Consider the following 24,017-nt stretch of genomic DNA (forward strand, 5'->3'; position numbering starts at 1 on the left):
AAGCTTGTCGCCCATGCGTTTCGCCCCACATTGCAGTCAGGCCGTCCTTGCGATAGCCAGTCAGGGTCCAGCGGAGGAAGAAGATTTGGCATTTGTGAAGGGCGCCTGGCGCATTTTGGTCGCGATCAAGGACGGCCTCGTCCTGCTCTTCCTGCTGCTCTTCTTCGGCGCGCTCTATGCCGCCCTCTCCTTCTCGCCCAAGCCGGGCAAGACCGTGTCGTCGGGGGCGCTGCTGCTCGACCTGGACGGCAGCATCGTGGAACAGCCGACCGAAGTCAGCCCCATGGCGCTGCTGAGCGGTTCCGGCCCGGAGGCGAAGGAATATCGCCTGTCCGACATCGTCGCCGCGCTCGACGCCGCGAAGACCGACGGCAAGGTCAAGGCCGTGGTGCTGAACCTCGACGGCTTCATCGGCGGCGGTCAGGTCGCGATGGCGCGCGTGGGCAAGGCGCTGGATGGCGTGCGCGCCGCGAAGAAGCCGGTGCTGGCCTATGCCACCCTCTATAGTGACGACAGCTATCAACTGGCGGCCCATGCCAGCGAAGTGTGGAGCGATCCGCTGGGCGGCGTCGCGATACTCGGTCGGGGCGGCTCCAACCTCTATTATAAGGGGCTGATCGACAAGCTGGGCGTCAACACCCATGTCTATCGCGTCGGTACCTACAAGAGCTTCGTTGAGCCGTTCATCCGCACCGACCAGTCGCCCGAAGCGAAACAGGCCAATCAGGCGCTGGCCGGCGCCCTGTGGCAAAACTGGCAGGACGATGTGGCCAAGGCGCGGCCCAAGGCGCAGATCGCGGCCTATGCCGCCAATCCCCTCGCCGCTGCTCAGGCAGCGGGGGGCGACATTGCCAAGGCGGCGCTGGCCGCGGGCCTTGTCGACAAGTTGGGCGACGAAGCCACTTTCGGGGATCGGGTGGCGGACATTGCGGGCGAAGCCACCAGCGACAAGGCCGGCGCGTTCGCCTCAATCGACCTCAACACCTATGTGAAGGCGCGCAAACCCGCCAATGATGGGCAGATCGGCGTGCTGACCGTGGCAGGCGACATTGTCGATGGCGAGGCCGGTCCCGGCACGGCGGCGGGCGACACTATTTCCGACCTGCTGCTGACCGCGCTCAATGAGAAGAAGCTGAAGGCGCTGGTCGTCCGCGTCGATTCTCCGGGCGGTTCCGTCATGGCGTCGGAAAAGATTCGCGGCGCGATCATGCAGGCCAAGGCCGCCGGCATGCCGGTGGTCGTGTCCATGGCCAATGTCGCGGCGAGCGGCGGCTATTGGGTGTCGACGCCGGGCGACGTCATCTTTGCCGAGCCGGACACCATCACTGGCTCCATCGGCGTGTTCGGCATCATCCCCAGCTTCGAGGGCACGCTGGCGAAGATGGGCATCACCACCGATGGCGTGCGCACCACGCCGCTGTCCGGCCAGCCCGACGTCACCGGCGGCACGACGCCCGAGTTCGACCAGATCATGCAGTTGGGTGTCGAGGATATCTATCGCCGCTTCGTCGGCCTTGTCGCGCAGTCGCGCAAGAAAACCCCGGAAGCGATTGACGCCATCGCGCAAGGCCGCGTCTGGGACGGCGGCACCGCGCGCCAGATCGGGCTGGTGGACCGTTTCGGCGGGCTGGAGGACGCCATCGCCGAAGCCGCGCGCCGGGCGAAGATCGACCCCGCCAAGGCCAGGCCCTATTATATCGAGAAGCAACCCGACAAGTTCGCCGAATTCATCCAGTCGATCGCCGACCGCGAACAGGATGACAGCAGCGCCCCGCGCGACATGCTGGCACGTCAGGCGTGGATGCAACGCGGCTGGGCGATGCAGGCCGTGTCGGACGTCAAGTCACTGGTTATGGGCGCTGGCGTGCGCGCGGATTGCCTGGAATGCCGCGGCTATGGCGCACCGAAACAGCGCAATACGGCGGAAGAGCGCGGTGTGTTGGCGATGCTGGCGGGATGGTTGCGATAGGGAGCCTGCTGACGGCCAGCAACTTCCCTTTCCCGCTTTTGAAAGGAAGGCGCATGTTTGTGATGACCATCAGTGGATGGTCAAAGTTATTGCCGTAACTCCCGAAACCCGCCATTCAACAAGCCGTGCTCACTAAACTACATAAGTGCGAAGACGGCGTCCGCCCTTACACCTCTTCTGATCGGGCCAGATGTCTAGCTTTGTTCGACGGAAATGTGCCCGTCTTTTTTGCCGCATCCGAACGACAGGATTTCGTTCGATTTCTGGAGCAGGACGCGATAAATTCGTCCTATCTTGTAATAGAGCGAAATGGCCGCGTCGTTGCCTGCGGAGGCTTGGCCTTTGAGAAAGACGGCAAGACTGCTAGCCTGTGCTGGGGCATGGTGGATCGTGGGCTTCAGAAAACAGGCCTCGGCAACGCTTTAACCCAAGCGCGCCTGACTGTTGCTGCTGCCAAACCGGGAGTGATCCAAATCAGGCTCGATACCAGCCAGCATACGCAGGGATTTTACGCGCGCTTCGGCTTTCAAACCGAGCGGATCACTCAGGAGGGATACGGGCCGGGTTTGGATCGATGGGACATGCTGCTGTCCCTTTGACGGCAAGCAACGGCCTTGGTGATCTCGGCCCAAAGGTGGTCGGTTGCCTTTTACCCGTGAGCGTCCAAAATCTGCCAGTCCGCCACCCACCAAATCACCCTCTACTCCCCCTCCCCTCGATAGCCCGGCAGTCCCAGCCCGCGCCAGATCGCCATGGCGCGCAGGCCGAAGCCGAGCAGCGCCGCGATCACACCGGCGACCGGCACGTCCAGACCGATCCAGCGTAATGCCACGAACAGGCCCGAGGCGAAGGCGGCCGCCGTCACATAGAGTTCCGGCCGCAACAGGATCGACGGCTCGCCCGCCAGCAGGTCGCGCATGATGCCGCCGACGCAGCCGGTGACGACGCCCATCATGCCCGCGACGAAGGGGGGAACGCCAAAGCTCATCGCCTTGGCCGCGCCGAACACGGCGAAGGCGGCAAGGCCGATCGCGTCGAGCCAGTCGAGCGCGCGGTCACTCCACCAGCGGCGCGGGGTGAACCAGACGAGCAGCGCCGCGCCCATGCAGGCGATCGCCGGCACCGCGTCCACCACCCAGAAGACCGGCGCGCCGATCAGCAGGTCGCGCACCGTGCCGCCGCCGACCCCCGTCAACAGCGCGAAGAACAGGAAGGTAACGAGCGTCTGCCCCAGCCGCGCCGCCGCGAGCGCGCCTGACGCGGCGAAGACGAAGGTGCCGCCGATGCTCAATGTTTCGAGTACCGGGCCGATCGAGGTGGCGAGAGAGGGGGTGGGTGGGAGCATGACCATATCCCTAGCCGTTCGCTTCGAGCGAAGTCGAGAAGCGGATGGAATCGCGCTTCCCTATTAGCTTCGCTGAACTCGGCTTTGCCTCGTTTCTCGACACGCTCGAAACGAACGGAGGTTATTCAGCAAACACGAAATACGTTATCCCCGCCTGCGCGGGGATAACGAAGAGAAATTACTTCCGCCCCTTCTCCCCCGCCAGCCGGCTCATCAGCATGGCGGCGCGCTTGGCTTGGCGCTTCATGGTGGACAGGTCCGCCTTTTCCGCCGGGCTGTGATCGCCGCTGGAGGCAAGGCCGAGGCCAACATAGCCGTCCGTGTCCGCCGCGACGAAGGCGATGTCCCCTGCTCCGCGCTTCAACGGATCGAGCGCGGGCATTTCGGGCAGGCCGAGATCCCTGTTGATGCTGTTCAGCTTCGTCAGCAGCGCCCGGTTCCCCTCGGTCGGCGCCATGGACGGATAGCCGAGGTCGAAGGCGATGCTGGCCGAGGTGCCGTTGAGGTGCCCGGCATCCACGATCGCCTGCATCTTCGCCTGAACCCGCTTCGTCTGCTCCTCGCTGAGCGTCCGGAAATCGCCCTTGGCGACGGCGATCGGCGGGATGATGTTGGTCTTGCCGGTTACGGCGATGCGCACGCCGTCCTTGTCGACCTCCGCGCTCTGGCCGCCGCCGATCAGGCCGACGTTGAAGGTCAGATTGGGTTCGGGCAGTTCCTTGCGGAAAGCGGTGATGATGCGGGCGAGTTCGTAGACCGCGCCGTCGCCCGCCGCAGCGGAGAAGATGCCCGAACTATGGCCCGACTTGCCGGTCGCGGTCAGCGTCCAGCTGTTGGAGGAACGGCGGGCGATCGACCCCATGTCCTTGCCATTTTCTTGGGCCAGCCCCTCGAAATCGAGCGCCACGTCGGCGCGCTTTCCCGCTGCAACCAGATCGGCGCGCGCGATGGAGACGGGATCGCCCGAATCCTCCTCGTCGCCGGTCAGCACGACTTCGATATTCGCGGTCTTCAGCGTGCCGGCGGCCTGCATCGCCTTGAGCGCCAGCAGCATCGTCGCCACGCCGCCCTTGTCGTCGGCGACGCCGGGGCCGGTCGCGAAATCGCCTTCGCGCCTGAAGGTCTGGAAGGGCGAATCCGGCTCGAACACGGTGTCGAGATGGCCAATCAGCAGCATCTTCGTCGTGCCGGCCCTGCCCTTGTGCACCGCGATCAGATGGCCGGCGCGCTTGGCCGCGTCCATCGGCTTCCATGTCACGGTGAAGCCCAGCGCCTCGAACTCCGGTCGCAGCATGTCGGCGACGGCCTTCACCCCCGCGAAGTTCATCGACCCGCTATTCTGGTTCACGAGGCGTTCGAGCAGCGCGACGGACGGTTCATAGCCCGCTTCCACGCTCACGCCGATCTTCCGTTCGGCCGGGCTGAGCGCCGCATGGGCTGCGGACGCGCCGCCCCATAACAGGGCGGCGGCAATCACGGGACGAATCACCTCTTGTCGATTCACTTCGCGAGTTCCGCCTCGATCGCGGCGACCAGCGCCGGGTCGTTGGGCGCGGTGGTTGGCGCGAAGCGAGCGGCGACACTGCCATCCTTCGCGATCAGGAACTTCTCGAAATTCCAGAGGACTTCGGGGACCGGATTGGGGGTCATGCCATAGCCCTTCAGCTTCTCGCGGAAGGCATCGCCATCCCCCTGCGCTTCGGGCTGCGCGCTGGTCAGCGCGGCATAGAGGGGATGCTTGTCCGGGCCGGTGACGACGATCTTTTCGAACATCGGGAAATCGACGCCGAAATTGGTGGTGCAGAAGGTTGCGATCTCGTCGTTGCTGCCCGGCTCCTGCGCGCCGAAATCATTGGCGGGGAAGCCCGCGACCACTAGCCCTTTGTCCTTGTACCCGGCATAGAGCGCCTCAAGCCCTTCATATTGCGGGGTCAGGCCGCATTTGGAGGCGACGTTGACCGCCAGCACGACCTTGCCCGCATAGTCGGCCAGGCTGGCGTCCGCGCCCTTGATGGTCTTGAGCGGAATCTGCTGGATATCGGTCATTGAAGCATCTCCTTGGATTGAGGTCGCGGCGGACCTTGGCATCAAATCGCCGCGCCGAACAGATGTCCCGCACCAGCCGTGATCGCCATCGCCAGCGCTCCCCAGAATAGCGTGCGCACGATGGAGCGCGCAGGCTTCGCGCCACCGAGCCGCGCGCCGACATGGCCGAGCAGGATGAGGCAGAGCAGGCAGGTGCCGACGATCGCCGGGACGGCGTTAGACGACGCAAGCGCGGCCGCAAGCACGGGCGGCGTCGCGCCTGCGGCGAAGCTGGCGGCGGACGCCAGCGCCGCCTGCACCGGCCGCGCCGTCGCGAGATCGGAAATGCCCAGTTCGTCGCGGGCATGGGCGCCAAGCGCGTCGGCGGCCATCAGCTGCTCCGCCACCTGGCCCGCCAGATCGGGCGTCAGGCCGCGCTCGACATAGATGTCGCGCAATTCCACCCATTCGGCATGGGGCTGGGTGGCGAGCGCCTTCCTTTCCTTGGCGAGGTCCGCGCGTTCGGTATCGGACTGGGCGCTGACGGACACATATTCGCCCGCCGCCATCGACATGGCGCCCGCCACCAGCGCGGCGATGCCCGAGAGGATGATGGATTGCGACGTGGCACCGGACGCCGCAATGCCGGTCATCAGGCTGGCGGTGGACACGATCCCGTCATTCGCCCCCAGCACCGCCGCGCGCAGCCAGCCGACGCGGTTGACATAGTGGACGGCGTGATGGGGTTGCGGCGTGGTTTGCGTGTCCATCATATGCCCCTCAGTTTGATGTCGCGCCCACCCTGCCGTTCGTTTCGAGCGAAGTCGAGAAACGAAGTCCAACACCATCGCCTACCATGGTTCTCGACACGCTCGAACCGAACGGGCTTGGATACTAGCCCGCCAGCCCTTCGGCCTTTTCCGCCAGTTCCAGCCAGCGTTCCTCGGCCGCATCCTTCTCGGCCCGCGCCTTTTCGATCGCAGCGGTCAGCGCGGCGAATTTCCTGGGGTCGCGGGTGTAGAGCGCGGGATCGTGCAGGGTTTCCTCATCGCGCGCGATCGCGGCTTCCAGTTCCTCGATCCGCCTGGGTAACAGGTCGAGGTCGCGCTGGTCCTTATAGGTCAGCTTGGCGGACACGGGCCTGGGCGGCGGAGGCGGTGCGACTTCCTTCTTCTCCGCCCTGGGCGCACGACGCGGATCGCGCTTGGCGACCCAGTCGGCATAGCCGCCGACGATCACGTCGACCGTGCCCGACCCGTCGAGGCCAAGCGTCACCGTCACGGTACGGTCGAGGAAGTCGCGGTCGTGGCTGACGATCAGGACCGTGCCCTCATAATCGGCGATCACTTCCTGCAACAGGTCGAGCGTTTCGAGGTCGAGGTCGTTGGTCGGTTCGTCCAGCACCAGAAGGTTGGATTCGCGGGCAAATTCGCGCGCGAACAGCAGGCGCGAACGCTCGCCGCCCGACAGGGTGCCGACCTTCGCCTCGGCCAAGGACGGATCGAACAGGAAGTCCTTGAGATAGCCATGGACATGCTTGCGCACGCCCCGGACGTCGATCCAGTCGCCGCCCTCGGCCAGCACGTCGCGGACGCTCTTGTCGCCCTGCATCAAACTGCGCTGCTGGTCGATGAAGATCATGTCGAGCGTCTTGGCCTGGCTGACCTCGCCGCTGTCGGGAGCAAGTTCGCCGGTCAGCAACTTCAAGAGCGTCGACTTGCCCGCGCCGTTGCCGCCGACGATGCCGATCCGGTCGCCGCGCTGCACACGCAGGCTGAAATCGTTGATGATCGTGCGGTCGCCGAAAGTCTTGGTGACATGCTCGGCCTTGATGACGCTCTTGGTCTTGCTGTCGTCGCTGGCTACCGCGATCTTGGCCGTGCCCTGCGGCCCTTGCATCGCGGCGCGCTGGGCGCGCATTTCCCAGAGTTTCGCCAGACGGCCCTGATTGCGCTTGCGCCGCGCGGTGACGCCGCGCTCCAGCCAGTGCGCCTCGATCTTCAGCTTGGCGTCCAGCTTGTCGGCGGCGCGCGCCTCCTCGGCATAGACGGCTTCCATCCACTGTTCGAAGCCGCCAAAGCCGACCTCGTTGCGACGCATCTGCCCCCGGTCGAGCCACAAAGTCTGGCGCGTCAGCCGCGTCAGGAAGGCGCGGTCGTGGCTGATGACGATGAAGGCGCCATTATAGCGCGCCATCCAGTTCTCGATCCAGTCGATCGCGGCGATGTCCAGATGGTTGGTCGGCTCGTCCAGCAACAGCAGGTCCGGCTCGCTCGCCAGCGCGCGGGCGATGGCGGCGCGGCGGCGCTCGCCCCCGCTCGCGGTCTTCGCTTCGCGGCTGAGGTCGATGCCCAACTGGTCGGCGATCGCCTCCACCTCATGCGCGGGCGGCGCGAACTCGCCCGCCAGCGCGAAATCATGCAGCGTGGCATAGGGGGTGACGTCGGGATCCTGCTCCAGCGTGATGACGCGCGCGCCCGGCTGGACCGAGCGGATGCCTTCGTCCGGCTCGATCTGCCCGCCGATCAGCTTGAGCAAGGTCGTCTTGCCCGCGCCGTTGCGACCGATCAGCGCCAGCCGGTCGCGCTGGCCGACATGGATGTCGATGCCGCGAAACAACCAGTGGGTGCCCTGCGAGAGGCCGAGATTTTCGAAGGAGAGGATGGGAGCTGCCATGGCGGTGCAGCTAGAGCATTTTCTTGGACGGTGGAACACCTGTCGGCTCGGAAAATGCGGAAACGAAAACCGCCTTCCTACCTTCTCGTAGCAAGAGCGGAACCGGAAAGCTGTCGGACGGCTTTCAACGCATGTCAGCGTCCATTCATCGCACCCCGGCCAAATGGGGTGCAGGACTTACAGAGGAGAAACGTCCATGAAATCCGCTCTCGCCCTGATGGCGCTCGGCGCCGCCGCACTTCCCGTAGCGGCGATCGCCCAGACCAGCGTCACCATCGCCGAGACTGCGCCGGTGGTGACATTGAACGTCACCGAAAGCGTCGAGGCCGCGCCCGATGTCGCGACCGTCGGCACCGGCGTCCAGACCCGCGCGCTGACCGCTCAGGCAGCGATGCAGGACAATGCCGCCAAGACCGAAAAGCTGATCGCCGCCCTGGCCAAGGCCGGCATCGCCAAGAAGGATATCCAGACCAGCGGCATCAACCTTTCCGCCCAATATGACTATAGCAACCGCGACGGCCAGCCCGAAGGACCGCGCTTCATCGGCTATGAGGCGTCCAACCAGCTGACCGTGAAGCTGCGTGACATCAAGAAGGTCGGCGCGTCGCTCGATGCGATGGTCGCGGCGGGCGCCACCAACATCAACGGCCCGACCTTCTCGATCGAAGACCCCTCGCCACTGATCCAGCAGGCCCGCGGCACCGCGCTCAAGAGCGCCAAGACGCAGGCCGACTATTATGCGCAGGCGGCGGGCTATCGCTCGGCGCGGCTGGTATCGATCAGCGAAAGCAACAGCGGCGGGCAGCCCCCGATGCCGATGATGCAAAGCGCCCGCTTCAAGGCCGATGCGGTCGCCAACACGCCGGTCGAACCCGGCCAGGTCAGCGCATCGGTGACGCTGACGGTCCAGTACGCGCTGGACAAGTAAGACGTCGGAAAGGCGGCGAAGCGATTGTGCGGCGCCGCCTTTTCTGTTCATCTTCGCGCCATTCACCACCTGTTCAATGCTATTCACCTATGCCATGCGGATGATGATGAAGTGGAAAAGCCTGATAGCCGGGACCGGCGTGGCCATGACCGTCCTGATGTTGGCGCCGGCCGCCGATGCCGGTGGACGACGCGACGAGCAGGACGCCGCACGCCGGGCGATGCTGGACGGTCAGGTCATGCCCTTTTCCATGATCAAGCGCCGGGTCGACGCGGCCGTCGGCGGCGCCACCTATGTCGGCAGCGAATTCAACCCCTCGTCCAACCGCTATCGCCTCAAATATGTGAAGGATGGCAAGGTTGTGTGGGTTGATGCCGACGGCCGGACAGGCGATATTATCGGCATGGCGCGCTGACCTGCGTGCGCTTCAACCCTATGCATAACAGAAACGGACTAGCCCCATGCGCCTGCTGATCGTCGAAGATGAACCGAATCTGGGCCAGCAGCTCAGGAACACGCTGGAGGGTGCAGGCTATGCCGTGGACCTCGCCACCGATGGCGAGGACGGCCATTTTCTGGGCGCGACCGAAAGCTATGATGCGGTGGTGCTCGACCTGGGCCTGCCCACGATCGACGGGCTGACCGTGCTCGATCGCTGGCGCAAGGAGGGCAAGAGCTTTCCTGTGCTGGTTCTGACCGCGCGCGATAGCTGGTCGGACAAGGTCGCGGGCCTCGACGCGGGCGCCGACGACTATCTGGCCAAGCCCTTCCAGAGCGAGGAACTGATCGCCCGGCTTCGCGCGCTGATCCGCCGTGCGTCGGGCAATGCGTCGAGCGAACTGACCGCCGGAGATGTCCGCCTCGACACGCGATCGGGCAAGGTGACGCTGAAGGGCGACCCGGTGAAGCTCACGGCGCAGGAATATAAGCTGCTGTCCTACCTGCTCCACCACAAGGGCAAGGTGGTCAGTCGCACCGAGTTGATCGAGCATATTTACGACCAGGATTTCGACCGCGATTCCAACACGATCGAAGTGTTCGTGACGCGCATCCGCAAGAAGCTGGGCGCCGACGTCATCACCACCATCCGCGGCCTTGGCTACAGCCTGGACGAGCCGGGGCGGTAATCTGTCACCGTTCGTGCTGAGTAGGATCTGAGCGATGTCTAAGACCTGTATCGAAGCACCTCGCACGAACCCTTCGATACGCCACTTCGACTTCGCTCAGTGGCTACTCAGGGCGAACGGCCTTTAGTGACCGATGTAACAAGTCCTCCCCCTGTCCGCTCCACCGGCTCGATCAGCCGGCGGATGATGGGCATTGCCGCGCTGTGGATCAGCGTGTTGCTGATCGGCGGCGGCGTGGCGCTGGACCGGGTGCTGGCCGACGCGATCACGCGCAATTTCGACGATGGCATGAATTATGTGCTGACCGCGATGATCGCCGCGTCGGAAATCGGCCCGGACGGCGAAGTGCTATTCAACCGCGAACTGGCCGACCAGCGCTTCCTCGAACCCAATAGCGGCCTCTATTACCAGATCAGCGCCAAGGGGCATGAAGACTGGCGGTCCCGATCGCTCTGGGACCGCGCGCTCAACGTGCCGGCGGAGCATCATGACCGCCATCTTCACGTCTATGACAGCAAGCAGTTTCCCGGCGAGGATCTGCGCATCATGGAACGGACCGTCATCCTGCCCGGCTCCAACGCTCGCTGGATGTTCATGGTGGCGCAGGCGCGCGAAGGGCTGGACGGACAGATCCGCACGCTTCGTTCGACCCTGTTCAAGAGTTTCGCGCTGCTGGCGCTCGGCCTGTTCGTGCTGGCGACGCTCCAGACCATCTATGGTCTGCGCCCACTGCGCAAGGTGCGGCTGGAGATCGTGCGGATGCGCGGCGGCGAGAAGAATCGCGTCACCGAACCCATGCCCGCCGAAGTGTTGCCCATGGTCGAGGAACTGAACGCCCTGCTCGCGCATAATGAGCGGCAGGCGGAAGAAGCGCGGACCCATGCCGGCAACCTCGCCCATGCGCTCAAGACGCCGCTGACCGTCATCATGAACGCCGCCACGGCGCAGGCGCCCGACCTTGGCGACGCAGTGATCCGCGAGGCGACGACGATGCGCCGGCAGGTCGACCATCATCTCGCCCGCGCCCGCGCGGTAGGAAGGCGTGGCGCCGCCCAGAGCCGGGCCGAACTCTGGTCCAGCCTGGAAGCCGTCGAACGTGCTGTGCAGCGCCTCTATCCCGACGTCCGCGTCGACATGGATGGCGACAAGGCGGCAGCGGTCAGGGTCGAACGGCAGGATCTCGACGAAATGCTCGGCAACCTCATAGAAAACGCCGCCAAATATGGCGGTGGCAGCGTTTTTGCGACGGTCGGCCGGGCGGCGGGCATGGTGGAGATACTGGTCGAGGATGACGGCATGGGCATTCCCGAAGCCGACCGCATTCGCATCTTCGATCGCGGCGTACGCCTCGATTCCGGCAAGCCGGGCACCGGCCTTGGCCTCGCCATCGTCCGCGATGTGGCGGAAATCTATGGCGGCACGGTCGCGCTGGAGGAAAGCGAGGATCTGGGCGGGCTGCTGGTGCGGCTGCGGCTGCCATCAGCCTGAACGGCAATCCGTCCCTCCGACGCACGCCTACCATTGTGATTCGCCCTCGCCCTCGCTAAAGGCGCGCACATGTCCAGCACCGCACCCCAGATCACCCCGGAAGTCGTCGCCGAACATGGCCTCAGCCCGGAAGAATATGACCGCGTCCTGAAGGCGATCGGCCGCGAGCCGAACCTGACCGAACTGGGCATCTTCTCGGTCATGTGGTCGGAGCATTGCTCGTACAAATCCTCCAAGATCCACCTGATGAAGCTGCCGACCAAAGGCCCGCAGGTCATCTGCGGCCCCGGCGAAAATGCCGGCGTGGTCGACATCGGCGACGGTCAGGCCGCGATCTTCAAGATGGAAAGCCACAACCACCCGTCCTACATCGAACCCTATCAGGGCGCGGCGACCGGCGTCGGCGGCATCCTGCGCGACGTGTTCACCATGGGCGCGCGTCCGGTGGCGAACATGAACGCGCTCCGCTTCGGCCGCCCCGATCACCCCAAGATGAAGCATCTGATCGCCGGCGTGGTGCATGGCATCGGCGGCTACGGCAATTGCGTCGGCGTGCCGACCGTGGGCGGCGAGGTGAATTTCCACCCGGCCTATGACGGCAACATCCTGGTCAACGCGATGACCGTGGGCGTCGCCGACACCGACAAGATCTTCTATTCGGCGGCATCGGGCGTCGGCAATCCGATCGTCTATGTCGGGTCGAAGACCGGCCGCGACGGCATCCATGGCGCGACCATGGCGTCCGCCGATTTCGGCGACGATGCCGACGCCAAGCGCCCCACCGTGCAGGTCGGCGACCCCTTCACCGAAAAGCTGCTGATCGAAGCCTGCCTGGAACTGATGGCGTCCGACGCCATCGTTGCTATTCAGGACATGGGCGCGGCCGGCCTCACCTCCTCCAGCGTCGAAATGGCGTCGAAGGGCGGCGTTGGCCTCCACCTCAAGATGGACGACGTGCCGCAGCGTGAAACCGGCATGACGACCTATGAAATGATGCTGTCGGAAAGCCAGGAGCGTATGCTCATGGTGCTCAAGCCCGGCCGCGAAGCCTTTGCCGAAGCGATCTTCCGCAAGTGGGAACTGGACTTCGCCGTCATCGGCCATGTCACCGACACCGGTCGCATGGTGCTGGAGCATAAGGGCGAAATCGTCTGCGACATCCCGCTTGCCCCCCTGGCCGACGATGCGCCGCTCTATGACCGTCCGTCGATGCCAAAGGATGAATACAAGGTCTGGTCGAAGGTGGAGCCGCTGGGCGAGATCGCCGAGAGCGCCGACATCGGTGCCGATCTCGTCACGCTGATGGGTTCGCCCGACATCGCCAGCCGTCGCTGGATCTGGGAACAATATGACCATATGGTCGGCGCCGACACGGTGCAGCGCCCCGGCGGCGACGCGGCCGTTGTGCGCGTGCATGGCAGCCAGAAGGGCATCGCCATCAGCACCGACTGCACGCCGCGCTATTGCTATGCCGACCCCTATGAAGGCGGCAAGCAGGCGATCGCCGAATGCTATCGCAACCTGAGCGCCGTTGGATCGACTCCGCTGGCCGTCACCAACTGCCTCAACTTCGCCAATCCGCAGCGCCCTGAGATAATGGCGCAGCTCACGGGTTGCCTGGAAGGCATGGGCGACGCCTGCCGCGCGCTCGACTTCCCGATCGTGTCGGGCAACGTCTCGCTCTACAACGAGTCGAAGGCGACCGGCGGCGGCTCGGCGATCCTGCCGACCCCGGCGATCGGCGGCATCGGCCTGCTCAAGGACGTGGATGTGATGGCGACCGTGGCCTTCAAGAATGAAGGCGACGCCATCTGGCTGATCGGCGGAGAAGGTACGCATCTCGGCCAGTCGATCTGGCTGCGCGAGATCGCCGGTCGCGAAGCCGGCGAAGCGCCCAAGGTCGACCTGACCGCCGAGCGCGCCAATGCCGACATCGTCCGCGCGCTGGTCGCGGCAGGCAAGGTAAATGCGGTCCACGACATCGCCGATGGCGGCCTGATCGTCACCGTCGCGGAAATGGCGCTGGCCGGCAAGATCGGCGCGACACTGGACATCGCCCTGACCACGGCTTCGGCCTTTGGCGAAGACCAGGGCCGCTACGTGGTGGCAGCGCCCGCAGGCGTCGAGATCGCCGGCGCGGTGAAGATCGGCACGACCGGCGGCTCCAGCGTTGCGGGCGTTGCGCTCGACACGCTGCGCACCGCCCATGAAGGCTTCTTCCCCGCCCTGATGGACAACGAACTCTGATCATCTTCCCCGCCGGGATGCCGACGCATCCCGGCGGGACAATCCTCTTCCGATCTGCCATGATCCGCCCCACAAGAGAGGGGAGCGCCATATGCGCGAGAGGATCATCCGGGCGACGCTGATCGCCGGCACGCTCGACATCATTTCCGCCTTCGTCTTCGCCGGCATGGCTGGCATGAAACCGCTGCCCGTGCTGGCCTTCGTCGCAAGCGGACCGTTCGGCGATGCCGCCAAGGGCAATCCCGTCTGGCTCTGGGCCGCGATCGGCCTTGCCGTCCACTTTGCGATCATGGCGTGCATGGCCACCGTTTATATGCACGCGGCGCGGCATATCCCTGTGCTCAGGCGCCGGCCGGTCGCCGCCGGCTTGCTCTACGGGCTGCTGCTCTGGATCATCATGTACTGGCTGGTGCGGCCGTGGCGCTGGCACGCGCTCTGGCTGCCCGACGCCTATGCGGGACGGCCGATCGGCAAGATCGCCTGGGGCATCGGCAACCAGCTTTTCTCGCATTGCATCCTTGTCGGCCTGCCCATCGCCTTTGTCGCGGCCCGGCGCGGGAGGCGGCGATGAACTCCGGTTATTCCGGCACTCCACTGGCGAAGAAACTGAGCCTTAAACCCGGCCTGCGCGCCTGGTGGGAGGATATGCCCGCCAGCGTCGCGGCGGAGATCGGCGACAGCGGCGTCATCCCCCTGCCCGCGCCGCAAGCGCCGATCGACGCCGCCCATATCTTCGTCACCGACCGCGCGACGATGGAGGCCCGCATCGCGGCGCTCCGTCCCTTGCTGGCCCCCACCGGCTTCCTGTGGATAAGCTGGCCCAAAAAGGCATCTAAAGTGCCGACCGACATCAGCGAGGATGTTATCCGCGCGGTCATCCTGCCCGCGACCGATCTGGTCGACGTGAAGGTCTGCGCGGTCGATGCCACATGGTCTGGTCTCAAGCTGATGATCCGCAAGTCGGCCCGCTGATCGCCCGATATTTTTGATAGCGCTATCAAATCCGCTCTCCTATGCTTGTCAAAACAGGGAGGAGAGGGATTATGCGCCCAGCGTCACGCGCCACTTTCTGGCTGCTCGCCAGCGTCATCGGGCCGCTGGCTCCGGCACTGGCCGGCCCTGCCCGCTTCGAAGACTTCCGCTATGACGGCCGCGCGCAGGAACAGGCGACGCCCGGCCCCGGCGACTATCGCAACCCGATCCTGTCGGGCTATTATCCCGACCCGTCGATCACCCGCGTCGGCGACGCCTATTATCTCGTTAACAGCTCTTTCGCCCATTATCCGGGTCTGCCCATCTTCACCTCGACCGACATGGTCCACTGGCGGCAGATCGGCAATGCGATCGACCGGCCCGGCCAGTTCGACTTTTCCGGACTTCGCACCTCGCGCGGCATGTTCGCGCCCGACATCAGCTGGCATGATGGGCATTTCTATCTGGTCGGCACCTGCGTCGATTGCCGGGGCAATTTCGTCATGACCGCGCGCGATCCGGCCGGGCCATGGTCCGACCCGACCTGGCTGCCGTTCGAGGGGATCGATCCGTCCCTCTACTGGGAGGGTGATCGCGCGTTCATCGTCAACAACCGCGCGCCCGATGAGCCGCCCCGCTATGACGGGCATCGCGCCATCTGGGTGCAGGAGTTCGACTGGCGCACCCTCAGGATGACCGGTCCCTCTACCCAGATTGTCAATGGCGGCGTCGACATCGCGCAAAAGCCCGCATGGATCGAAGGGCCGCATCTGCTGAAGCGGGAGGGCTATTATTATCTGATCGCGGCCGAAGGCGGCACCGGCGACCAGCATAGCGAAGTCGTCTTCCGGTCCCCCGACCTGCGCAGGCCGTTCACGCCCTATCTAAGCAATCCGATCCTCAGCCAGCGCAGCCTCGATCCGGCCCGCCCCAATCCGGTGACGTCAGCCGGCCACGCCAAGCTGATCCAGACGCAGGCGGGCGACTGGTGGGCGACCTTCCTCGCCACCCGGCCCTATGGTCCCGACCTCTACAATATCGGGCGCGAAACCTTCCTGCTGCCGGTCGAGTGGCGCGACGGCTGGCCTCACATATTGGACGCCGGCAAGCCCATTCCCTTCACCGCCCCGCGCCCGGACCTGCCCAGCGGACCGACCGAAATCCCGTCGACAAGCGGCGACTTTTCCTACCACCGCAACGATTTCACCGGTACGCGGCTCGATCCGGCCTGGATCGGCATCCGCACCCCGGCCAGGCCCGTCTATCGGCTGGAGCAGGGCGCGCTGGTGCTGGACGGTGCGACCGCGATCGGCGACCTGTCCGGCGCGCCGGCCTTCATCGGCCGGCGCCAGCAGCACCATGTCGCCACCGTCTCCACCACGCTCGACTACCGCCCCGAAGTCGATGGCGATCGCGCGGGGCTGGTCGCGATCCAGTCGGACCGGTCCTTCCTCTTCTTCGGCCTGATCCAGAACGGCGGCACGCCGCGGATCGCCCTGATGGCGCGCGAGGGATCGGACAGCGACCGACTCATTGCCTCCACGCCGATCGATCCGGCACGGCCCGTAACCCTCACCCTTGCCCTGGACGGCGGCCGGATGCGCGCCAGCTATGTCAGCGGCGGCGCAGAGCGGGTGCTGGCGTCCGATGTGGATATAGACTTCCTCAGCACGAAGCAGGCCGGCGGCTTCGTCGGCACCATCATCGGTCCCTATGCCTGGGCGGCGCGCGTCACCCGGCCCAGCAGCAACTGATAGACGTCCCGGCCGCCCGCCGCGTCATAGGTCGCCATGACCCGGCGCAGCGCGGACGGACCGAGCGGCCTGCGCCCCTCGCCCGGCACGACCGCGCCGATGCCCTTGAGGTGGGCGATCAGCGCCCGCGCGCCCTTCCCCTCCATCGCCACCGTTTCCTCAAAGGCAAAGGCGTCCGCATGGCCCGCCAGCATGGCGCGCAGCGCGTCGAGCGAGGGATAATCGGGCACGCCGCTCGCTTCGCCACAGGCGGCATGGGCGGCGCGCCAGGCGGCGAAGCTGCCCTGCCCCATGGTCGAGAAGATGAGGCTCCCACCCGGCCGCAACAGCCCGGCCAGCCGCGCGATCGCCGCCGGCAGATCGTCGAACCACTGGAAGGTCAGACTCGACAGGATCAGGTCGAACCATGGCCCGTCAAAAGGCGGCGCTTCCCCGTCCATCGTCAGGAAACGGCCCGCGACCCGGCCGTGTGACGCCGCCTGCTCCAGCATGCCCGGCGAAATATCGGTTGCGATCAGGTCTGCGCCGGGCCAGCGCGTCTGGATATCGCGAGTGAGGAGGCCGGTGCCGCAGCCAATCTCCAGGACGCGCGCGACCCCGCCCGGCATCTGCCGCTGGGCAATGTCGGCCACCAGCGTCGCCGCCAGCCGCTGCGGCCCGGCATGCGCCTCATAATGGCCGGCCGCCGCGCCGAAGGCATCGCTTATCCGTTGCTTGCGCGCGTCATTCATGGCTAGGCGGATGGCAGAGCCTTGCCTTTCTGGCCAGCCCTTTCAAGGAACGTCCATCGCATGACCGCATCCCCCCGCATCCCCGCCATGGACGTGCTGCGCGGCTGCGCGGTGATGGGAATCGTGTGGATGAACATCACCGCCTACGCCCTGCCGCAAAATGCCTATTTCAACCCGGCGGTCGCGGGGCCGCTCTCGGCCGGGGACATGATCTTCTGGGCAATCAGCCTGATCTTCGTCGACGGCAAGATGCGCGGCCTGTTCGCCCTGCTGTTCGGCGCGTCGATGCTGCTGCTGATCGACAAGGAGGAGATGGCGGGCCGCGACGGGCGCCGGACCCAGATGATCCGCCTGGGCTGGCTGTTCGTCATCGGTTGCCTGCATTTCTTCCTGCTCTGGTGGGGCGATATCCTGCGCGTCTATGCGATCGTTGGCCTGTTCGCCCTGCTCTTCGTCCGGTTTGAGCCGCTCGATCTGGTCAAGCGCGCCTTCCTCTTCTTCCTCTTCCAGTTTCTGCTGCTCGCCGCCTTCATCGGCAGCCTCTATCTCTGGGGCCATGCCGCCGGGGAGGCCAATGTCGGCGCCGCCACGCGCGACGGCTTCCTGCACTTCATGGCCGCCCTGTCCGATCCGACCAGCCCGACCACGCAGATGGAAATCGCGACCTATCGCAGCAGCCTGTCCGCCATCATCGGCATGAAGCTGGCAGGCTTTCCTGGCGACTGGCTCTGGGGCTTGTTGTTCAATGCATTCGAGACGCTGGGCTTCATGCTGCTCGGCATGGCGATGCTGAAGGGTGGCTTCCTGACCGGCAACTGGGACGCGGAGCAATATCGCCGCACCGCACGCCATTGCTTCCTGATCGGCGTGCCGCCCATGGCGGCACTGGGCCTGTGGGTGTGGTGGAGCGGCTTTGCCCCCCTCCCCACTTATGGCGCGGCTTTGGTCTGGTCGCTGCCCTTCCGCATCCCGCTGACGGTCGGCTGGGCGGCGTTGATCCTCTGGCTGCTCGCCCGGCACAAGGGCAGCCCGATGGTCGGCCGGATCGCCGCGGCGGGGCGGATGACGCTCAGCAACTATCTGGGCACCAGCCTGGTGATGACGACGATCTTCTACGGCTGGGGGATTGGCCTCTTCGCCCATGTCGACCATGCCACGCTTCCCCTCTTCGTTTTTGCCATCTGGGTTGTCATGCTCCTCTGGTCGCAGCCCTATGCCGTCCGATTCGCTATGGGTCCGGCCGAATGGCTGTGGCGCAGCCTCAGCCATGGTGCGGTGCAAAAGATTCGCAGAAGCAGCTAAAGACTATTGCGACCCATTATCAGGCGCGCTATCTCTCCTCTGTCAGGAGAAGAGCCTCGATGGTTGTCTGCGTCTGTAATGCGATTCGTGAAAAAGACTTGCGGGAAGCTGCGCGCGACGGCGCGGACACGCCGTGCAATGCCTATGCCCGTTTCGGTCGCCGCCCCAAATGCGGCCAGTGCGTGCCCTACGCGCGGACGATCATCGCCGCGGAGCGCGCATCGGCCTGATAAAATTGCAAATCATGCGCACGAAACAATCGCGAAGCCGACGCAATAGCGCAGTAAAAAAGCCCTGATTTTCAAGGGTTTTCGACTTAACAGACGGGTGCATTGCGCCTATAATTCCGGCGTTCCAAAAACAGCCGGAGTATAACGCCATGAAGGGCGACCCGAAGGTCATCGATTTCCTGAACGAGGTCCTCAAGAATGAGCTGACCGCGATCAACCAATATTTCCTCCACTATCGCATGCTCAATCACTGGGGCATCGAGAAGCTGGCCAAGTTCGAATATTCCGAATCGATCGACGAGATGAAGCACGCCGACAAGGTGGCGGAGCGCATCCTGTTCCTCGACGGCCTGCCCAATTTCCAGCTGCTCGGCCGCCTGAAGATCGGCGAGACGGTGGAAGAAATCCTCAAGTCCGACCTTGAGCTGGAATATGAGGCGCTGCCGGTGCTGAAGGACGCGATCGCCTATTGCGAGTCGATCCGCGACTATGTCAGCCGCGACCTGTTCCAATATATCCTCGAAAGCGAGGAAGAACATGTCGACACGCTGGAAACCCAGTTCGAGATGATCGAGCGCATGGGCATCCAGAATTATATCCAGCTGCAAAGCAAGGCCGCCGAAGAATAAGGCGCCCGCAACGGCATATATCGGGCGAGGCCAACCCTCCGGCGGCGGCCTCGCCTTTTTCTTTCTACAACAACGCCTCAAGAATCCCGATCAGCGGCAGGTCCGCGGGCGGCATCTCCACCCCATACATTTGCGTTGGCCGCATCCATTGCAGCGCGGTCGCATGGCGCGCCTCGGGCACCCCCTGCCACTTGCGGCAGACATAGAGCAGCAGCAGCAAATGCCTGTCGCCCAGCGGCTCGCTGGCGAAGGTGGCGGGCGCCAGGCAGCTTTCGTGCGTGCGGATGCCCAGCTCCTCCTCCAGCTCGCGCACCAGCGCGGCCTCCGGCGTTTCGCCCGGTTCCACCTTTCCGCCCGGAAATTCCCACATCCCCGCCATCGATCCGCCCGGCGGGCGTTGCTGCAGCAGGACGCGGCCATCGGCATCGATCAACGCGACGGCGACGACGAACAGGGGGGACATTGGCGGCATATCTTTCCAGTCAGGAGGGCTTTGTTAACCGTGGCTGCTTTACATGTCCGACGACGACTGTCTGTAGCGAAATGGGGTGATGATGCGCGGGCTTATCGAAATCATAGCCCGTCGGGGCCTGCTGCGATGCGAGCGAGGCGCAACGGCGGTGGAATATGCCCTCATTCTTGCAATGGTCGTACTGGCGATCATCGTGGCGCTCACCAATGTCGCGAACAAGACCATCACCATGTGGAATAACGTCGCGACCGAAGTAACGAAGTATTAACCATCAAAATCTGACACTTCCTTCCGCCATTAAACATTTTTCAACTCAGCGGCCCTAATTCGATCCTAGCTGACCACGAATTACCAAGCGGGGCGGCCGGGTAGTTTAACGGATAATCCAATCAAGGAGACGTCACATGCAGTTCATCCGCAAGATGCTGAAGAATGAAGAAGGTGCCACCGCGATCGAATACGGCCTGATCGCCGCTCTGATCGCCGTCGCCGCGATCGGCGCCATGACCAGCATCGGCACCAAGCTGAACACGACCTTCAACAAGGTGTCGCAGAACCTCCAGTAAGGTTCGGCTTCTTGTCGAATGAAGGGGCGGCGAACGCAGGTTCGCCGCCCTTTTTCGTGCCTTACCAGGTGACGATCTTCACCCGCTGCCCCGGTCGCAGCACCGCATTGTCGCTCAGCGCATTGATCGTCAGGAACCGCTCCAGCGGAAAGTCGCTATAGGCCATGCGCTTCGCCAGCGACTGGACGGTGTCGCCGGGCTTGACGGTCAGCACCTGCACGCGGCGCGGCTTGATCGCAGCCGCCTCCTGCGCCGACAGGGGCTTGAGCGACTCCACCATCGAGGTGAAGGGGCCGACGCCCTGCCCGGCCGGTGTCAGCAGCAGGAAATGATAGGCCTTCCCGCCCCCGAAATCATAAGCGAAGACGGTCGCATCGACCTGGCTCGACTTGCTGGACGCGCGCACCGTGCGCCATGCGGCCGGCAGGCCGTTGATGGTCGTGCGACTGACCTCTCCCGCCGGGACGCCGCCATTCCCTCCGCCAAGCTTGGCGAACACGCTGTTGATATAAGTCGCCAGATTGCCCGAATAGGGGGCCGCGCCGAACTGCGCCTGCCCGCCCGACCCGGTGATCGACACCGCGTCCGTGCCATTTTCCATGCCGAAGCCGCTGGGTGCGGCGAAGCTGAGGCGCAGGTCGGGATGCAGGAACCGGCTGCCGTCGATCACGCCCTGCTTGGGATCATCGCCATAAAGGACGCCGTTCAGCGCATTGAGGAAGGCATCGCGGTTGCGCACCGTGCTGGTGACGCGAGTTGCTTCGGCCGCCCGCGCCGCCCGGTCGACGCGCGAAGCGGGATCGGGGTGGGTGCTCGCCCATTCGGGCATGGATCGCGCGTTGCCCGCCACCTGCGAATCGAGATCGCTCTGCGCCGCCAGCGAGGCGAGCATGTCCGACAGCGCACGTGGATCATAGCCGCCCGACGCCAGATAGCGGATGCCCAGATCGTCCGCCTCATATTCCTGGCTGCGCGAGAATTTGAGGGTGAGCAACTGGCTGCCCGTGCCGATCCCCTTCTGCACCAGTCCGGCAAGGCCCGAATCGCCCAGTAAGGCTCCCGCCAGCGCGCCCAGCAGCGCGCCGCCGATCGCATTGCGCTGCGCCGCCTGCTGGCGCCGCTGGCCATGCTGGGCCGCGACATGGCCGACTTCATGCCCCAGCACGCCCGCCAGTTCGGCCTCGTCATTCATCAACGCCATCAACTGGCGCGTGACATAGACATAGCCACCGGGGATCGCGAAGGCGTTGTTGACCGGGCTGTTGAGCAGGGTGACGGTAAAATCGCCCTGCGCGTTGGACAGGCCGGACTGGACCGCAATCCGTCGTCCAACCCCCTCGACATATTTCGCTTGCGCGCCCGCATAGGCGCCGCCGAATTCCTTGAGCAATTCGGGATGCTGTTTGGCGCCGCTCGCCTTGTCCTGCTGGCTGATCGAGGACACCGTGCGTATCGCCCGCTGCTGCCCGATCACCGCCGGTGCAGCCAGCGCAACCGCCAGCGCCGCCCCCGTGCAGCCCAGCGACATCTTCCAGTTCATAAACCCTCATCCTCCGCCGTTACCGCCACGTAACGAACGATCATGGCGGCGCGTTCCCGGAAAAGCGAGCGCCGAACCGTCAGCCTGGGGCCTTTTCGGCCGGATCAAGCCGTCCGACCGACGGAATCAGGCACCGATGGCGAGGAACTTGTCGGCACGATCGGTACGCAGCGCCTGCGCGCTCAACCCGTCGAGCGCATTCAATTCCGCCTCGATCGCCGCCCCCAGATTGGCGATGGCCTGTACCGGCTCGCGATGGGCGCCGCCCACCGGCTCAGCCACGATGTGATCGATCACGCCCAGCTTCTTGAGATGCTGTGCGCTCACCTGCATGGCCGTCGCGGCGTCGCTCGCCTTGTCGGCGGTGCGCCACAGGATCGAGGCGCAGCCTTCGGGCGAGATCACCGAATAGACGGCATGCTCGAACATCAGCACGCGATTCGCCGCAGCCAGCGCAATCGCCCCGCCGGAGCCGCCCTCGCCCACTACCGCCGCCACCATCGGCACGCCCAGCGCCAGACAGGCTTCGGTCGACCGGGCGATCGCTTCGGCCTGGCCGCGCTCTTCCGCCTGCACGCCGGGGAAGGCGCCCGACGTATCGACCAGCGTCACCACCGGCAGGCCGAAGCGATCGGCCAGTTCCATCAGGCGGATCGCCTTGCGATAGCCCTCCGGCTTCGCCATGCCGAAATTGTGGCGCACGCGGCTGGCGGTATCGTCGCCCTTTTCATGGCCGATCACCATGACTTTTCGGTCGCCCAGCGTCGCGAAGCCGCCGATGATCGCCTGATCGTCGGCAAAGGCGCGGTCGCCGGCCAGCGGCATGAAATTGTCGAACATGCCCGCGACATAGTCCTTGAAATGCGGACGGTCGGGGTGCCGCGCAACCTGGGTCTTCTGCCAGGGCGTCAGCTTCGCATAAGTGTCGGTCAGCAGCTTGGCCGCGCGCTGTTCCAGCGTCGCGATTTCGCCGTCGATGTTGATGTCGCCCACGCTGGCGGTGGCGCGCAATTCGACGATGCGCGCTTCCAGCTCCGCGATCGGCTTTTCAAATTCCAGAAAGCTTACCATGGCGCAAGGCGTTAGGGCGATGGCGCGTCGCCGTCAACGCGGTGATGCGGTATCTTGGCCTGCATCGTGGCCAGCGGATGCCGTTGATTGACCAGTTCGACCAGTCGCCGGCTGTCGACATGGGTATAGATCTGCGTCGTCCCGATATCGGCATGGCCCAGCATCGCCTGCAATGCGCGCAGGTCCGCTCCACCCTCCAGCAGGTGCGTGGCGAAGGCGTGGCGCAGCACATGGGGACTGACCCGTTCCGGCGCGATGCCGACGGCGGCGGCCAGCGCCTTCACCAGCTGATAGAGGCGGATGCGGCTCAGATGGCTCTTGCCCGACGGAAAGAGCCAGGCGCTGTCCCCCGGCACATGCGGCAGCCAGGCGGCGACGGCGGCGCGCGCGCGGTCGGAAATCGGCACCAGCCGTTCGCGCGCGCCCTTGCCCTTCAGGATCAGGAATGGCCGGTCATGCGCCAGCGCCCGGCGCGGCAGCGACACCAGTTCGGTCGCGCGCAGGCCCGAACCGTAGAGCAGCTCGATCAGCGCCGCCAGCCGCAGGTCGAGCGGTACGGGATGCTCGACGTCGATCCGCTCGGCGATCAGCGTGAAGAAACGATCGACCTCCGCAGTGGAGAGGATCTTGGGCAGCGGCCGGCGCGTTGTCGGACGCGGCAGGGCTGCGGAAGGATTGTCGGCACGCAGCCCTTCCTCCTCCAAAAAGCCGTAAAAAGCCCGCAACGCCGACGTCTTGCGCGCCACCGAAGATGCCGCCAGTTCCGCCCAAGCCGTCGCCAGCGTGCCCAGCCCTTCCTTGGTCGCGCTGCAAAGCCCGCCCAGCAGCTCGCCCGCGCCGGCAAGGTCTGCACGATAGGCCAGCAGCGTGTTGCGCGACGCGCCGCGCTCCGCCGCCATCATTTCGAGGAAGCGGTCGACCAGGGCGGCGTCTTCCTGCCCCATG

At 65.1% G+C, this 24,017-nt stretch carries 25 protein-coding genes; 15 read left to right on the top strand and 10 right to left on the bottom strand.

The annotated features are described in order from the left end of the window. Positions 1 to 85: 85 nt before the first annotated feature. Together sppA and DM806_RS08550 are read left to right on the top strand one after the other, a co-directional pair. Entirely contained in the window at positions 86 to 1,969 is a 1,884-nt protein-coding gene (gene sppA / locus DM806_RS08545; protein ID WP_179042806.1) for a signal peptide peptidase SppA, read from the top strand. Between the two features lie 200 nt (positions 1,970 to 2,169). Continuing rightward, positions 2,170 to 2,568 carry a GNAT family N-acetyltransferase gene (locus DM806_RS08550; protein WP_218647408.1) on the top strand — a complete coding sequence of 133 codons (399 nt, stop codon included), beginning with the start codon at positions 2,170 to 2,172 and terminating at the stop codon, positions 2,566 to 2,568. 101 nt (positions 2,569 to 2,669) lie between these two features. On the opposite strand, the gene DM806_RS08555 is transcribed toward DM806_RS08550, so the two are convergent. The 5 genes from DM806_RS08555 to DM806_RS08575 form a co-directional block, all read right to left on the bottom strand. Then, positions 2,670 to 3,314, bottom strand: a complete 645-nt coding sequence (locus tag DM806_RS08555; protein ID WP_179042808.1) for a trimeric intracellular cation channel family protein — start codon at positions 3,312 to 3,314, stop codon at positions 2,670 to 2,672. A gap of 178 nt (positions 3,315 to 3,492) precedes the next feature. Then, positions 3,493 to 4,803, bottom strand: coding sequence for a M20/M25/M40 family metallo-hydrolase (locus tag DM806_RS08560; protein WP_179042809.1), 1,311 nt, complete (start codon positions 4,801 to 4,803; stop codon positions 3,493 to 3,495). An 11-nt stretch (positions 4,804 to 4,814) separates the two neighbouring features. Beyond that, positions 4,815 to 5,360 (bottom strand): glutathione peroxidase, encoded by a 546-nt coding sequence (locus DM806_RS08565; RefSeq protein WP_179042810.1) that lies wholly within the window; start codon positions 5,358 to 5,360, stop codon positions 4,815 to 4,817. A 41-nt stretch (positions 5,361 to 5,401) separates the two neighbouring features. Then, positions 5,402 to 6,109: a VIT1/CCC1 transporter family protein gene (locus DM806_RS08570; protein ID WP_179042890.1), complete on the bottom strand. Its 708-nt coding sequence runs from the start codon at positions 6,107 to 6,109 to the stop codon at positions 5,402 to 5,404. 124 nt (positions 6,110 to 6,233) lie between these two features. After that, positions 6,234 to 8,015, bottom strand: a complete 1,782-nt coding sequence (locus DM806_RS08575; RefSeq protein WP_179042811.1) for an ABC-F family ATP-binding cassette domain-containing protein — start codon at positions 8,013 to 8,015, stop codon at positions 6,234 to 6,236. Positions 8,016 to 8,211: 196 nt separating this feature from the next. On the opposite strand from DM806_RS08575, the gene DM806_RS08580 reads away from it, so the two are divergent. The 8 genes from DM806_RS08580 to DM806_RS08615 all read left to right on the top strand — a co-directional run bounded on the left by DM806_RS08580 (position 8,212) and on the right by DM806_RS08615 (position 16,531). Then, the gene (locus DM806_RS08580; RefSeq protein WP_179042812.1) at positions 8,212 to 8,943 is read left to right on the top strand and encodes an SIMPL domain-containing protein; all 732 of its coding nucleotides are present in this window, start codon (positions 8,212 to 8,214) and stop codon (positions 8,941 to 8,943) included. Positions 8,944 to 9,019: 76 nt separating this feature from the next. Further along, the gene (locus tag DM806_RS08585; protein WP_179042813.1) at positions 9,020 to 9,358 is read left to right on the top strand and encodes a hypothetical protein; all 339 of its coding nucleotides are present in this window, start codon (positions 9,020 to 9,022) and stop codon (positions 9,356 to 9,358) included. Between the two features lie 46 nt (positions 9,359 to 9,404). Beyond that, complete coding sequence (locus tag DM806_RS08590; protein ID WP_179042814.1) at positions 9,405 to 10,070, top strand: response regulator transcription factor; 666 nt, start codon at positions 9,405 to 9,407, stop codon at positions 10,068 to 10,070. Positions 10,071 to 10,253: 183 nt separating this feature from the next. Continuing rightward, on the top strand, positions 10,254 to 11,558 hold the full coding sequence (locus DM806_RS08595; protein ID WP_179042891.1) for a sensor histidine kinase: 1,305 nt from the start codon (positions 10,254 to 10,256) through the stop codon (positions 11,556 to 11,558). Positions 11,559 to 11,627: 69 nt separating this feature from the next. Beyond that, entirely contained in the window at positions 11,628 to 13,805 is a 2,178-nt protein-coding gene (gene purL / locus DM806_RS08600; RefSeq protein WP_179042815.1) for a phosphoribosylformylglycinamidine synthase subunit PurL, read from the top strand. Between the two features lie 91 nt (positions 13,806 to 13,896). After that, entirely contained in the window at positions 13,897 to 14,376 is a 480-nt protein-coding gene (locus tag DM806_RS08605) for a hypothetical protein (protein ID WP_179042816.1), read from the top strand. Then, entirely contained in the window at positions 14,373 to 14,777 is a 405-nt protein-coding gene (locus DM806_RS08610; protein ID WP_179042817.1) for a hypothetical protein, read from the top strand. The genes DM806_RS08605 and DM806_RS08610 overlap by 4 nt, the downstream gene beginning before the upstream one ends. Before the next feature lie 71 nt (positions 14,778 to 14,848). Continuing rightward, positions 14,849 to 16,531, top strand: a complete 1,683-nt coding sequence (locus tag DM806_RS08615) for a glycoside hydrolase family 43 protein (protein WP_179042818.1) — start codon at positions 14,849 to 14,851, stop codon at positions 16,529 to 16,531. Here DM806_RS08615 and DM806_RS08620 read toward each other — a convergent pair. Next, on the bottom strand, positions 16,489 to 17,262 hold the full coding sequence (locus DM806_RS08620) for a methyltransferase domain-containing protein (protein ID WP_179042819.1): 774 nt from the start codon (positions 17,260 to 17,262) through the stop codon (positions 16,489 to 16,491). The genes DM806_RS08615 and DM806_RS08620 overlap by 43 nt on opposite strands. Before the next feature lie 60 nt (positions 17,263 to 17,322). On the opposite strand from DM806_RS08620, the gene DM806_RS08625 reads away from it, so the two are divergent. The 3 genes from DM806_RS08625 (at position 17,323) to bfr (ending at position 19,423) form a co-directional block, all read left to right on the top strand. Continuing rightward, positions 17,323 to 18,564 (top strand): DUF418 domain-containing protein, encoded by a 1,242-nt coding sequence (locus DM806_RS08625; protein WP_179042820.1) that lies wholly within the window; start codon positions 17,323 to 17,325, stop codon positions 18,562 to 18,564. A gap of 59 nt (positions 18,565 to 18,623) precedes the next feature. Continuing rightward, entirely contained in the window at positions 18,624 to 18,794 is a 171-nt protein-coding gene (locus DM806_RS08630; protein ID WP_179042821.1) for a (2Fe-2S)-binding protein, read from the top strand. Positions 18,795 to 18,943: 149 nt separating this feature from the next. Next, positions 18,944 to 19,423: a bacterioferritin gene (bfr, locus tag DM806_RS08635; protein WP_179042822.1), complete on the top strand. Its 480-nt coding sequence runs from the start codon at positions 18,944 to 18,946 to the stop codon at positions 19,421 to 19,423. 64 nt (positions 19,424 to 19,487) lie between these two features. On the opposite strand, the gene DM806_RS08640 is transcribed toward bfr, so the two are convergent. Next, entirely contained in the window at positions 19,488 to 19,895 is a 408-nt protein-coding gene (locus DM806_RS08640; RefSeq protein ID WP_179042823.1) for a (deoxy)nucleoside triphosphate pyrophosphohydrolase, read from the bottom strand. Positions 19,896 to 19,977: 82 nt separating this feature from the next. Between DM806_RS08640 and DM806_RS08645 the strand changes: the two genes are divergently transcribed. Both DM806_RS08645 and DM806_RS08650 read left to right on the top strand, forming a co-directional pair. Continuing rightward, positions 19,978 to 20,163 (top strand): Flp family type IVb pilin, encoded by a 186-nt coding sequence (locus DM806_RS08645; protein WP_179042824.1) that lies wholly within the window; start codon positions 19,978 to 19,980, stop codon positions 20,161 to 20,163. Between the two features lie 136 nt (positions 20,164 to 20,299). Beyond that, positions 20,300 to 20,461, top strand: coding sequence for a Flp family type IVb pilin (locus tag DM806_RS08650; RefSeq protein WP_179042825.1), 162 nt, complete (start codon positions 20,300 to 20,302; stop codon positions 20,459 to 20,461). Positions 20,462 to 20,522: 61 nt separating this feature from the next. Here the strand turns inward: DM806_RS08650 and DM806_RS08655 are convergent, their stop codons facing one another. The 3 genes from DM806_RS08655 to DM806_RS08665 form a co-directional block, all read right to left on the bottom strand. Then, positions 20,523 to 22,001, bottom strand: a complete 1,479-nt coding sequence (locus DM806_RS08655; protein ID WP_179042826.1) for a M48 family metalloprotease — start codon at positions 21,999 to 22,001, stop codon at positions 20,523 to 20,525. Between the two features lie 126 nt (positions 22,002 to 22,127). Further along, positions 22,128 to 23,072, bottom strand: coding sequence for an acetyl-CoA carboxylase carboxyltransferase subunit alpha (locus DM806_RS08660; protein WP_179042827.1), 945 nt, complete (start codon positions 23,070 to 23,072; stop codon positions 22,128 to 22,130). Between the two features lie 11 nt (positions 23,073 to 23,083). Further along, the gene (locus DM806_RS08665; RefSeq protein WP_179042828.1) at positions 23,084 to 24,016 is read right to left on the bottom strand and encodes a tyrosine recombinase; all 933 of its coding nucleotides are present in this window, start codon (positions 24,014 to 24,016) and stop codon (positions 23,084 to 23,086) included. Between the last annotated feature and the right edge of the window lies 1 nt (position 24,017).

Source organism: Sphingobium lactosutens, from assembly GCF_013393185.1.
Lineage (GTDB): Bacteria > Pseudomonadota > Alphaproteobacteria > Sphingomonadales > Sphingomonadaceae > Sphingobium > Sphingobium lactosutens_A.